This is a genomic window from Arthrobacter gallicola (assembly GCF_014836775.1).
Lineage (GTDB): Bacteria > Actinomycetota > Actinomycetes > Actinomycetales > Micrococcaceae > Arthrobacter_B > Arthrobacter_B gallicola.
This window is the reverse complement of sequence record NZ_JACSQD010000005.1, coordinates 84,669-97,091: the sequence shown is the minus strand read 5'-3', so window position 1 is coordinate 97,091 and position 12,423 is coordinate 84,669. Positions and strand designations below refer to the sequence as shown.

The window sequence follows — 12,423 nt, the reverse complement described above, 5'->3', positions numbered from 1 at the left end:
AAGCTGCTCTAGGTGCCCTGCAGCCGCTGTGGAACAGGTTTGGCCTGCGGCTCGGGAGCCGGGCCCTCGATCGGCCCGGAGCGCCCAGCCATGTATCCCGCGAAAATCTGCACCAGCAGCTGTGCCGTCATAAAGCCGATCGAGGCCTGCCACCCTCCGGTGACTTCATGCAGGATGCCAACGATCAGAGGGCCGGGAATGGAGATCAGGTATCCGATGCTTTGCGTGAATGCCGAAAGCTTGATGACGCCGTCGCTGCTGCGCGACTTGATCCCGATCATGGTCAGCGCCAGGGAGAACGTGCAGGACGAAATTCCCAACAGCACCGCCCACACAAAAGACCCCGAGGCCGGTGAAAACCACAGTCCGACGTGGCCCAGCAAGCCACAAAAGCCCAGCACAATGACGATGGGGCCTTGGTTCGGACGGCGCGCTGCCAGGTTAGGGATAACAAAGGCCAGTGGGATGGAAACCCCCATAACGATGGCCAGGAGCAGACCGGCCGTCGCTTCGCTGAGCCCATTGTCACTGAAGATCTTTGCCAGCCAGCCCATGCAGATATAGGCAGCACTGGCCTGCAGGCCAAAGAACACCGCCAGCCACCACGACGTCGGACTTCGCCAGGGATTGACGGCGGCTGCTGTGCGGGCCGTTGTTTCTGCCGGGCGCGCGGAGCGTTCCTGGGGTGCCGGGAGTGGCGGCCGGGCCGGGCGGGCGGAGCGCTGCTGCCGGTGCACGCCCACGGAGACGGTCACCCAGACACCGAACGCCACCAGGGCCGGAACGGCCCAGACTCCAAGTCCGAACCGCCAGTTGCCGCCGAACGCCTCATTGACCGGAACGGCCACCGCCGCAACAACCGCTGTCCCCAGGGACAGGGTCGTCGTATAGAGTCCGGTGACCCTGCCAATGCGGTCCGGAAACCACTGCTTGACCAGTACCGGCATCAGCACGTTACCCACAGCAATTCCGCTCAGTGCCACGGCGCTGAAGAACAGGAAGAAGGATGTATTCGGTGCTGCGGCACGCAGGAGAAGTCCCAGGCCGATGGCCGCCATTGCTCCGAGCACTATGACTTCGGGGCCGCGTTTCACCGCAAGCTTCGGTGCCAGGGAACCGAACACGGCAAAACAAACGGCCGGGGCGGCAGTCAGCAGGCCTGCGACCAGCCCGCCCAGCTGCAAATCCTCAATGACGCTGTCCAGCAAGGGACCCAGGGACGAAATTGCCGGCCTCAGGTTCAACGATGCCAGCAGGATTCCCGTCAACAGGACAGCTGGCAGCCATGGAGCCGGACTAAGATTCTTGCGCATTCAACTGATCATATAATGATGGGATGAATCCCTCCCCAGATTCGCCCGGTCCGCTGCCGCAGCCGCGGCGGGAGTCCTTGGTTGAACAGGTCATAGAGCAGTTCCGCAGCCGGATCACCCAGGGTGACTGGCCCGTGGGACTGCGGATACCCACCGAACAAGCCCTCGTGGATCAGCTCGGGGTCGCCAGAAACACCGTGCGGGAGGCGGTGCGTGCGCTGGCGAACAACGGACTGCTGGATATCCGCCAGGGCTCCGGAACCTATGTCATTGCCACCAGCGAATTGGCGGGCGTAATGCAGCGGCGTTTTGCGCAGGATTCAACGGCGGATGTCACCGAACTGCTGCGTGAGCTTGCCGCGAGCGGCGCCCGGCTGGCCGCACAGCGCCGCACCGGCGCCGACCTGGAGCGCCTCGGCGTGCTGCTGGAACAGCGGGACCGCGCCTGGGAAGAGGGCGATCTGGAGCACTATCTGGAAGCCGACGCACAATTCCACCGGGCGGTGGTTGCGGCGAGTCACAACGCCTCGCTGATCAGTCTGTACGCGGATCTCGACGAAGTCTGGCGCGGCATCCTGCGCAGGCGCATCGGCGCCATGCGGCCCGGAACCCGCCGGCCCCACGAGGGCATCGTGGAGGCGATCCGGGATCATGACGGCGCTGCCGCCGATCTCCATGCCCGCGGCGATCTCATGGGCGACTCCTAGGCCAGTCCAGCTCCACCGGCAGAAGGGGCGGCTTTCCGGCGCTCACCCGATGCCCGATGTGCAGGTATGGCGGCCTGCCGCGAAAAAAGCCGCCATACCTGCACAGCCACCGACCCGAGTACCGCCGAATCCGCCACACGCAGGCCGTGTCCGGGAACCCCTGAGCAAGCGGCTAGATTAGTAGGGAGAAATTACTTCCTTAGCGTGCAGCACCGCTGCAGAAACGGATTCGACGCGTGGTCCTTCGACTTTCCACACTTTTCCTGCGCACTCTGCGCGAAGATCCGGCCGACGCCGACGTCGCCAGCCACCGTTTGCTGGTCCGTGCCGGCTACATCCGCCGCGCGGCTCCGGGCATTTACTCCTGGCTTCCGCTGGGCCTGCGCGTGCTGGGCAAGGTAGAGACCATCATCCGCGAGGAAATGGCCGCAATCGGCGCCCAGGAGGTCCACTTCCCGGCCCTGCTGCCGCGCGAACCGTACGAAGCCTCCAACCGCTGGACCGAGTACGGAGATAACCTCTTCCGCCTCCAGGACCGCAAGGGCGCCGACTACCTGCTCGCCCCGACCCACGAGGAAATGTTCACCCTTCTGGTCAAGGACCTCTACAGCTCCTACAAGGACCTGCCGGTTTCGCTCTTCCAGATCCAGAACAAGTACCGCGATGAAGCCCGCCCGCGTGCCGGCCTCCTCCGCGGCCGCGAGTTCATCATGAAGGATTCCTACTCCTTCGACATCGACGACGAAGGCCTGGAAGCCAGCTACCAGGCACACCGCGGCGCCTACCTGCGCATCTTCGAGCGCCTGGGGCTCGACGTCGTTGTGGTCTCAGCAGTCTCCGGCGCCATGGGCGGGTCCAAGAGCGAGGAGTTCCTGCACCCGACCCCGGTCGGCGAGGACACGTTCGTTCGCTCCGCCGGCGGGTACGCGGCCAATGTCGAGGCGGTCACCAGTGTTCCGCCTGCCCCGGTCGACTTCTCCAACGCCCCGGCAGCCCAGGTGGTGGACACCCCGGATACGCCCACCATCGAGACCCTGGTGGCCGACGTCAACGCCCGCTTCCCCAAGGACTCCGGGGAGTGGACTGCCGCTGACACGCTCAAGAACGTGGTCCTCGCCGTGACGCTGCCCACCGGTGAGCGGCAGATCGTCGTCGTCGGCGTTCCGGGGGACCGGGCGGTGGACCTCAAGCGCATCGAAGCCAACATCGGTTCGCACCTGGAAATCTCCGGCGAACTGGGCGTCGAAGCCGCCACCGAGGATGACCTGAAGAAGCACACCGGGCTGGTCAAGGGCTACATCGGCCCGGGCCTGAGCCTGGACGACGCCGTGCTCGGCAGCGAAGCCGCCACCGGCCTGCTGTACCTGGTGGACCCGCGCGTGGTCTCCGGCACCAGCTGGATCACTGGTGCCAACGCGCCGGGCAAGCACGTGATCGGTCTGGTTGCCGGCCGCGACTTCACCTGGGACGGCGTCATCGAGGCCGTTGAGGTCCGCGAAGGCGATGAGGCTCCGGACGGATCCGGGCCCCTCGAAGCGGCCCGCGGCATCGAAATGGGCCACATCTTCCAGCTCGGCCGCAAATACGCCGAAGCCCTGGGCCTGAAGGTCCTGGATAAGAACGGCAAACTGGCCACGGTCACCATGGGTTCCTACGGCGTGGGTGTCACCCGCGCGGTTGCGGCCCTGGCTGAATCCAACCGTGATGACAAGGGCATTATCTGGCCGCGCTCGGTTGCGCCGGCGGATGTGCACGTGGTGGCCACCGGCCGCGGCGAGGAAATCTTCGAAGCCGCTGCCGCGCTCTCCGAAGAGCTCGAGGCCGCCGGACTGGAAGTCATTTACGATGACCGCCCCAAGGTGTCCCCGGGCGTGAAGTTCGGAGACGCGGAGCTGATCGGCGTTCCCACCATCCTGGTGGTCGGGCGCGGGCTCGCCGACGGCGTCGTCGAAATCAAGGACCGCGCCACGGGCGAGGCCGAGAACGTGCCGGTTGCCGAGGCCGTGGAGTACGTCCTCCGCGCCGCCCGGGCCTGAGCCGCTAGGTGGTTTCCGGGCTCGAGGAGATAACGTTCGCCACCATCGCCTTGATTGTGGTGGCAGGGCTGGCGGCCGGCTGGGTCGACGCCGTTGTTGGCGGCGGCGGCCTGCTTCAGTTGCCGGCGCTTCTCCTCGTGCCCGGAATTGCGCCTGTCGAAGCCCTGGCCACCAACAAGATGGGCTCGATCTTCGGAACCACCACCAGCGCCGTCACCTACTACCGCCGCGCCCATCCGGACCTGAAAACGGCCCTGCCGATGGCCGGGGTTGCGCTGGCCGCCAGCTTTGGCGGAGCGGTCCTCGCGGCGTCGCTGCCGGCGTCTGTCTTTAAGCCGATCATTGTGGTGGCCCTGATCGTCGTCGCGGTCTTTACCGCCACCAAACCCACCGTGGGTGAACTGACCAGGCTGCGTTACACCGGCACCCGGCACTACTGGACCGCCGGGGCGATCGGCGCCGCCATTGGTTTTTACGACGGGCTGATCGGTCCTGGCACCGGTTCCTTCCTGATCATCGCGATGGTGACCCTGCTTGGCTACAACTTCCTGGCCGCCAGCGCCAAGGCCAAGATCGTCAACATGGCCACCAACATCGGCGCCCTGGCGTTCTTCCTGCCGCATGGCTCCCTGCTGTGGGGTGTAGGCCTGATCCTGGGCATCGCCAACATGGCCGGCGGTTATATCGGGGCGCGGATGGCTGTCAAACAGGGCAGCAAGTTCATCCGGATCGTGTTCCTGGTGGTGGTCGGTGCGCTGATCATCAAACTGGGAACCGATGTCTGGATGGAGAATTTCTAACGCCGGCACCCGGGCGTTGAAACCTGCCTACGCGGCCGGCAGATCCCGCACCGGCGGAAGTCCGGGGTGGCTGCGCCCGGCCAGCGCCGCAGCAACCCACACCGAACGCTGGGCATCTCCGCGCAGCCCGTCCCGAAGATAGTCCAGGGCATTCTCCACTTCACGCAGGATGCTCCATTCACGCGCTGCCTGCAGATCAAGGCCCGCGGCAGTGCAAAGCGCCGACAAACGGGCTTCCAGCGACTGGTGCGGCGCCGTCGTCGCCAGATCGTCCAGCCGGTTCCAGAGCATGGGGGCGACGGCGTACTCAGCTTCTCCGTACACTGCCTGCGGATCGATGGCGGCGTATTCTCCGGAACCGTCCAACCGGCGGAGAATATTGCCGTAGTGCAGGTCCGCGTGGACCAGGACATCCCGGCTGGACCGGCGCCCTACTGCTCCGCGCGTCTGGCAGACTTCCAACGCGGCCTCCAGCAGCCAGCGCTCGAAGGGCTGGCCCAATGCCTCCCAATCGGCCGGCAGCTCGTCGGAGAACTGTTCGGCCCGCTCAGCGACGGACGGGATGGCCGCCCACAGCGGATCATCGGTTTCCTTCACGGCCAGCCGGCGGACCAGCCCGCCCCACACCTCGACGGCGTCGCGCAGTGGAACGTCCAGCAGCGTGCTGCCCGGGTCCAGCCGCTCCAGCAGCAGGGCAGACCCGGTGGCGTTCCGCCCGAGCAGGCGCACAGCCCCGCTGCCGTCCCACAGCTGCAGTGCCGCCGGCTCCGTCACCGCCTCAGGGTGCGGATACGGGAACTTCAGCACCGCCGGCGTGCTTCCGCCGGCTGCGAGGACCGGCAGCACCAGGGCGCCGTACCCGTGCCAGGCCGCGGCCCCAGCCGCCGGATCCGGGCGCATCCGGAACTGCTGAAGACTCTCCTGCACCAGAGCCGGCAGGCCCTCCAGCCAGGCCCGGCCGTCCCTCGTCCGCAGATAGCGCTGGCGCAGCGCCTCGGGTACGACGACGGCGGGAGTCATGTGGTTCCTCCTGGACGGGTTCCCTGCCCGTGAAGGCGGGAGAGGGACGGGATGCGGATCGGCCACCCGGACGGCTGGTCGAGCGGGTGGGCCCGCTTGGATCACCTGACCAGCCTAAAGGGGGCAGAAGCGGTCCAGCCAGTGCGGCGGACGGGTACCTGCGCACCGGCTGACCTGCCAGCACCAGTTGTCCTGCGATACCCGGCCGTCTTCAGATACCCGCGTTAGTTGTCGGCCCACGGCAAGGCGGCGGGTTCGGCATCAAGACCGGGTGAGGCAGGGACAGAAGCTGCTCCGGTGTAGAGCAGGCGGGATGACTCCACGAGCCGGCTGATCGCCCAGGAGCGCACGGCGCCGTCGCTGGATCCCACCAGATCGGCGTACACGCCCGGGAACGCGGCTTCCATTTCAGTCAATGCCGCCGCGGGATCCGCGAAGAAGCCTGTCGACAGGGAATACGCCGGGACAGGGCTGACCGGCGGGAGGCACACGGCCGGCAGGAGCGCGACCCCGTCACGGCCCGCCTCCAGATGCGCGTTCCGGCGCTCGGCGAGTCCCAGCCCCAGCACCGTTTCCCAGCCGCTGGATTGGGCCTGCGCCACTTCATACGCGTAGACGGCCCCATACTCCCCATCCAGTGCTGACTGAAGGGATTCGGCGGCACCGGAACCGCTGCCGGCATCCGGGCCGGCGGCAGCATCACTGTCCTCGCTGCAGCGGGCCGTGGCGTCCTCGTCCAGAACCGGTGTCCAGCCTGTCTCTCCGGCAGTCTCCACCGGAACTCCCAGAGCTTTCCCGGCCCGCTCGGCCAGCAGCAGCTGAGCGGTCCCCACCGAGGCCAGCAGACGTGCAGTGCCGTAGTCGGCGCGGCCGGCGGCTTCAAGATTGGCACGCGCCGCACTCTCCACCGCTGCCGGATAGGAGTCTTCCCGGCTGCCGGGAGCCTGCAGGGCGGCCTCGAATGCGGCTGCACCTCCGGGGCTGGTCAAGAGCAATGCCTGCTCTTTCAGCACCTCGGATTGGAGCTGCAGTTCACCGGCGGCAGCACCGGTTCCGGAAGCTGCCAGGGCATCAGCATCCGCAACCAGGATCCGAACAGTGGCGAACGCCTCATTCAGTGCTTTTTCCGAGAATGTCCGCGGCGGGTCAGCCTCCGTGCGGGTGCCCACCGTAAGCCCAAAGCTGGCGATGACGCACGCCAGGACCCCCAGCGCCAGGGTACGCCGCAGAACGCCGGCTGCAGCAGCAGCCCGGGACGGGCGCGCGGCAGGAGGCTTCGGAGGGGAGGGGCGCGTGTTCACAACACTCGATGATGTCACGAACGCCGCTCCGGTTCGGGCCGTGACCCGGGCACCCCGGAAAGTCGGTAGGCTAGGAGGTACAACATCATCTAGTGGGAGGCAATAATGGCGGTTCGGCCCAGCCCCAAAAAAGACACTTCGTCGGACTACCGCAAGAACGCGCAGCGAGCCGAGACCGCGGCACAGACGCAGCGGCTGAAAGACTATCTTGCCCCCACTGTCGCCGGGGAAGGCCTCTTTCTGGAGGACCTTGAAATCCGGACGGCGGGCGTTCACCGCACCGTCCACGTCACCGTGGACCTTCCCGAAACCGAAACCGGCGGCGTCAGCCTTGACCGGATAGCGGACATTTCCCGTGTCCTCTCGGACGCGATGGATCAGGACCCGCACGACGACGGACGTCCCTACAGCCTGGAGGTCTCGTCCCCCGGCGTGTCGCGGCCGCTGACCGAGCCCCGCCACTGGCGCAGGAACATCGGCCGGATGGTGTTGGTAACACCGGTGAGCGGTGATGCGGTCACCGGGCGCCTGATTGACGCGGACGCAGAGGGAATCACCCTGGTTCCCGAACTGCCCGTCAAAAAAGGCATGAAGCCCAAACAAGGCGAGAAAATCCACCTGCCCTTTGACGGTATCGCCAAGGGCCGCGTGGAAGTTGAATTCGCCCATCTTGAGGACGACCCGGCAGGCGAGGACGCCAACGGATTTGAAAGCACAGCCGAGGAGGCCTAAATGGATATTGATATGAGTGCGCTGCGGCTGCTTGAGGCGGAGCGGGAAATCCCGCTGGACAAGCTGATCCCCACGATCGAACAGGCGCTGCTGGTTGCCTACCACAAAACCACCGGCTCGCAGGATAAGGCCCGCGCCGAACTGGACCGCAAGAGCGGCCACGTTACGATCTGGGCAACAGAGCTCGACGACGACGGCGAGGCCGTCGGCGAGTTCGACGACACCCCCGCCGGCTTCGGCCGCATTGCTGCCAGCACCGCCCGGCAGATTATCCTGCAGCGTCTGCGCGACGTCGAGGATGACAACATCATCGGTGAGTTCAAGGGCCGTGAGGGCGAACTCGTCTCCGGGCAGATCCAGCAGGGCAACAACCCGCACATGATCCAGGTGAACCTGGGGTCCGTCGAAGCACTGCTGCCGCCGACCGAGCAGGTTCCGGGGGAGAAGTACCTCCACGGTTCCCGTGTGCGTGCCTTCGTCGTCGACGTCCGACGCGGCTTCAAGGGCCCGTCCATCACGCTCTCCCGCTCCCACCCGGGACTGGTGCGCAAGCTTTTCGAACTGGAGGTCCCTGAGATCGCCGACGGTTCGGTGGAGATTGTGGCACTTGCCCGCGAGGCAGGCCACCGGACTAAAATTGCGGTAAAGGCAAATACCCCCGGCATCAATGCCAAGGGTGCCTGCATCGGTGAAATGGGTTCCCGTGTCCGCGCGGTGATGACTGAGCTGCATGATGAGAAGATCGACATCGTGGACTTCAGCGAGGACCCGGCGACGTTCATCGCCAACGCCCTCTCGCCGTCGCGCGTCAACTCCGTCACCATCACCGATGAGGACGCCCGCTCCGCCCGCGTGGTGGTGCCGGATTACCAGCTTTCCCTGGCGATCGGCAAGGAAGGGCAGAACGCCCGTCTGGCCGCGAAGCTGACCGGGTGGCGGATTGACATCGTTTCCGACGCGAAGTCGGCCTAGGTTCCCCTTCCGGAAGGCCGGATGAGGGCAAGAGAAAAGAAAAGCGGTAGAATGTTCATGGCCGGGTCACCGTCCGCCTTCCAGCAACCGCAGGAGCCCGTGGAATCGGTGCGGCCTGCGGCAGGAACCAGGCACGTTCCGCAACGGACGTGCATTGGCTGCAGGAAGAAGGATGACCAGGCTGCTCTGATGCGGCTCGCGCTGGATTCGAGGGACGGCTCCCAAGCGGTCCTCGTCGATGAAAACCGCCGCATGTCTGGCCGGGGTGCCTGGTTGCACCCCGAGGCAGCATGCCTCGCAACCGCTGTGAAACGCCGGGCTTTCGGCCGTGCCTTCCGGGCGCAGGTCGATTCCTCGGCGGTGGATCGGTGGTTCGAAGCTCAAGAGGCGGGTCCCGCCCGGGACCACCTCGAAACCGTCCAACCTGAAAGCGGGTCTGAAATCTGATGGAAACCCGATGAGTACCCAGCGATGAGTACCCGACGATGAGTACTTTGTTGTGCTCTGTGAAGGGCAACCCTGCACCTGCAGCGGAAGCCCGCAGTAAATAGACGGTTCGTGCCTGGCTCGGTGCGGACTGAGACAGGAGAAATGTGGCCAAGGTCCGCGTACACGAGCTCGCCAAAGAGCTCGGCATCACTTCGAAGGATGCGGTTGCAAAACTGCAGGAACTGGGCGAATTCGTCCGGTCGGCATCCTCGACAATCGAAGCACCCGTAGTCAAGAAACTTCGCGGGGCATTCCCCGACGCTGCAGGCAAGCCTGCAGCCGGTAACTCCGGCGCAGAGAAGTCCGCACCGCGTCCGGCAGCACCCGCTCCGGCGGCACCGGCAAAGCCCGCTGCGGAAGCTGCTCCGGCAGCCACCAAGCCCGCAGCTCCGGCTCCCGCTGCTCCGGCAGCACCGGCTCCCGCTGCACCCGCACCGGCAGCACCCGCTCCGGCCGCGCCTGCAGCCCCGAAGCCTGCTGAAGCTGCCCCGGCAGCTTCCAAGCCGGCAGCTCCGGCACCCGCCGAGAAGCCCGCTGCTCCTGCGGCGGAATCCTCTGCACCCCGTCCGGGTGCGCCGCGGCCCGGAGCCTCCGGCCCGCGCCCCGGCAACAACCCCTTCGCAACCTCACAGGGCATGCCGCGTCCCCGCGGACGCGGCGAAGGCGATCGTGGCCAGGGCGGTCCCCGTCCCGGCAACAACCCCTTCGCAACCTCGCAGGGCATGCCCCGCCCGGGCCAGCGCCGTGACGAGACCGAGCGGACCGGCACACCCGGTGCCGCAGGCCCGCGTCCGGCACCCGGTGCAGGCGGTCCCCGTCCAGGCGCCCCGCGTCCCGGCGCACCGCGACCCGGAGCTCCCCGTCCCGGCGCACCCCGCCCCGGCGGTACCTCCGGACCCCGGCCCACGCCGGGCATGATGCCCAACCGCACTGAGCGGCCCGCAGCTCCGGCACGTCCGGGCGCAGGCGGACCCCGCCGCGGTCCCGGCGGTGCCCCCGGCACCGGCGGCGGCGCTCCCGTTGGCGGCGGCTTCGGCAAGGGCGGCCGCGGACGCGGCGGCACAGCCGGTGCCTTCGGCAAGGGCGGCGCAGGACGCGGCAAGCAGCGCAAGTCGAAGCGGGCAAAGCGGCAGGAACTGGAGCAGATGTCAGCTCCGTCGCTGGGCGGCGTTTCGGTGCCCCGCGGCGACGGCAACACCGTTGTCCGACTGCGGCGCGGCGCGTCCATCACGGACTTCGCTGACAAGATTGAGGCAAACCCGGCAGCACTGGTCACCGTGCTGTTCCACCTCGGCGAAATGGCAACTGCCACGCAGTCGCTCGATGAAGAAACGTTCGGCGTTCTCGGTGAGGAACTGGGCTACAAGATCCAGGTCGTCTCGCCGGAAGACGAAGAGCGCGAGCTGCTTTCCAGCTTCGACATCGACTTCGAGGCCGAGCTGGAAGCCGAAGGCGACGACGAGCTGGAAGCACGTCCTCCGGTAGTCACCGTTATGGGTCACGTTGACCACGGTAAGACCCGCCTGCTCGACGCCATCCGCAACACCAAGGTTGTTGAAGGCGAAGCCGGCGGCATTACCCAGCACATCGGTGCCTACCAGATCGAATTCGAGCATGAAGGCACCGACCGTGCCATCACGTTCATCGATACCCCGGGCCACGAGGCGTTCACCGCCATGCGTGCCCGTGGTGCCAAGGTCACCGACATCGCGGTCCTGGTTGTCGCAGCGGACGACGGCGTTATGCCGCAGACCGTTGAAGCGCTCAACCACGCACAGGCAGCCAACGTGCCGATCGTGGTCGCCGTGAACAAGATCGATAAGGAAAGCGCCAACCCGGACAAGGTCCGCGGCCAGCTGACCGAATATGGCCTGGTTCCCGAAGAATACGGTGGCGACACCATGTTCGTTGAGGTCTCGGCCCGCCAGCACCTGAACATCGACGCCCTGCTCGAGGCAGTCCTGCTCACCGCGGATGCTGCCCTGGACATGCGTGCCAACCCGGACAAGGACGCTCGCGGCATCGCGATCGAAGCCAACCTGGACAAGGGCCGCGGCGCCGTCGCGACCGTCCTGGTCCAGTCCGGAACGCTGAAGGTCGGCGACACGATCGTGGCTGGAACGGCCCACGGCCGCGTCCGCGCCATGTTCGACGAGAACGGCGACAACCTGACCGAAGCCGGACCGTCGCGTCCGGTCCAGGTACTGGGCCTGTCCAACGTTCCGCGTGCAGGCGACACCTTCTTCGTGACCGACGACGAGCGCACCGCCCGCCAGATCGCTGAGAAGCGTGAAGCTGCGGACCGCAACGCCGCCCTGGCCAAGCGCCGCAAGCGCATCAGCCTGGAGGACTTCGACCAGGCTGTGGCCGATGGCAAGGTTGACACCCTCAACCTCATCCTCAAGGGTGACGTGTCCGGTGCCGTGGAAGCCCTGGAAGACTCCCTGCTCAAGATCGACGTCGGGGACGGCGTGCAGCTGCGCGTTATCCACCGCGGCGTTGGTGCCATCACGCAGAACGACGTCAACCTAGCGACCGTGGACAACGCGATCATCATCGGCTTCAACGTCAAGCCTGCCGAGCGTGTGGCCGACCTGGCCGAGCGCGAAGGCGTGGACATGCGCTTCTACTCCGTCATCTACGCAGCAATTGATGACATTGAGCTGGCCCTCAAGGGCATGCTCAAGCCGGAGTACGAGGAAGTGCAGCTCGGCACCGCCGAGGTCCGCGAAGTCTTCCGCTCCTCCAAGTTCGGCAACATTGCCGGCTCGATCGTGCGCTCCGGTGTTATCCGCCGAAACGCCAAGGCACGGGTCACCCGCGACGGCAAGATCATCGGTGACAACCTCACCGTCGACTCGCTCAAGCGGTTCAAGGACGACGCCACCGAGGTCCGCACGGACTTCGAATGTGGTATCGGCCTGGGCTCGTTCAACGACGTCAAGGAAGGCGACATCATCGAGACCTTCGAGATGCGCGAGAAGCCGCGGGTCTAATTCCCGGCTGGGGCTGCCGGACTTCCGGCAGCCCCGCTCCGGCTGCCCAGGCAGCCC

General features: G+C 66.4%; 10 protein-coding genes. 7 read left to right on the top strand and 3 right to left on the bottom strand.

Annotation, left to right across the window (positions count from 1 at the left end; genetic code table 11):
• Window positions 1-8 precede the first annotated feature (8 nt).
• Window positions 9-1,313: a CynX/NimT family MFS transporter gene (locus H9639_RS11580; RefSeq protein WP_191808237.1), complete on the bottom strand. Its 1,305-nt coding sequence runs from the start codon at window positions 1,311-1,313 to the stop codon at window positions 9-11.
• Between the two features lie 23 nt (window positions 1,314-1,336).
• On the opposite strand from H9639_RS11580, the gene H9639_RS11575 reads away from it, so the two are divergent.
• From H9639_RS11575 to H9639_RS11565, 3 genes are all read left to right on the top strand, one after another.
• Window positions 1,337-2,020, top strand: a complete 684-nt coding sequence (locus H9639_RS11575) for a FadR/GntR family transcriptional regulator (protein ID WP_191808236.1) — start codon at window positions 1,337-1,339, stop codon at window positions 2,018-2,020.
• A gap of 236 nt (window positions 2,021-2,256) precedes the next feature.
• Window positions 2,257-4,056, top strand: coding sequence for a proline--tRNA ligase (locus H9639_RS11570; RefSeq protein ID WP_191808235.1), 1,800 nt, complete (start codon window positions 2,257-2,259; stop codon window positions 4,054-4,056).
• 8 nt (window positions 4,057-4,064) lie between these two features.
• Window positions 4,065-4,856 (top strand): sulfite exporter TauE/SafE family protein, encoded by a 792-nt coding sequence (locus tag H9639_RS11565; RefSeq protein ID WP_191808234.1) that lies wholly within the window; start codon window positions 4,065-4,067, stop codon window positions 4,854-4,856.
• 27 nt (window positions 4,857-4,883) lie between these two features.
• On the opposite strand, the gene H9639_RS11560 is transcribed toward H9639_RS11565, so the two are convergent.
• Window positions 4,884-5,876: an aminoglycoside phosphotransferase family protein gene (locus H9639_RS11560; protein WP_191808233.1), complete on the bottom strand. Its 993-nt coding sequence runs from the start codon at window positions 5,874-5,876 to the stop codon at window positions 4,884-4,886.
• 224 nt (window positions 5,877-6,100) lie between these two features.
• Entirely contained in the window at window positions 6,101-7,177 is a 1,077-nt protein-coding gene (locus tag H9639_RS11555) for a DUF4439 domain-containing protein (RefSeq protein WP_191808232.1), read from the bottom strand.
• Window positions 7,178-7,282: 105 nt separating this feature from the next.
• On the opposite strand from H9639_RS11555, the gene H9639_RS11550 reads away from it, so the two are divergent.
• The 4 genes from H9639_RS11550 (at window position 7,283) to infB (ending at window position 12,366) form a co-directional block, all read left to right on the top strand.
• The gene (locus H9639_RS11550; protein ID WP_191808231.1) at window positions 7,283-7,909 is read left to right on the top strand and encodes a ribosome maturation factor RimP; all 627 of its coding nucleotides are present in this window, start codon (window positions 7,283-7,285) and stop codon (window positions 7,907-7,909) included.
• A complete protein-coding gene (nusA, locus tag H9639_RS11545) occupies window positions 7,910-8,881 on the top strand; it encodes a transcription termination factor NusA (protein WP_191808230.1) in 972 nt (323 codons plus the stop codon).
• Between the two features lie 21 nt (window positions 8,882-8,902).
• On the top strand, window positions 8,903-9,328 hold the full coding sequence (locus tag H9639_RS11540; RefSeq protein ID WP_318242066.1) for a YlxR family protein: 426 nt from the start codon (window positions 8,903-8,905) through the stop codon (window positions 9,326-9,328).
• A gap of 146 nt (window positions 9,329-9,474) precedes the next feature.
• Window positions 9,475-12,366: a translation initiation factor IF-2 gene (gene infB, locus H9639_RS11535; RefSeq protein ID WP_191808228.1), complete on the top strand. Its 2,892-nt coding sequence runs from the start codon at window positions 9,475-9,477 to the stop codon at window positions 12,364-12,366.
• The last annotated feature ends 57 nt before the right edge of the window (window positions 12,367-12,423 follow it).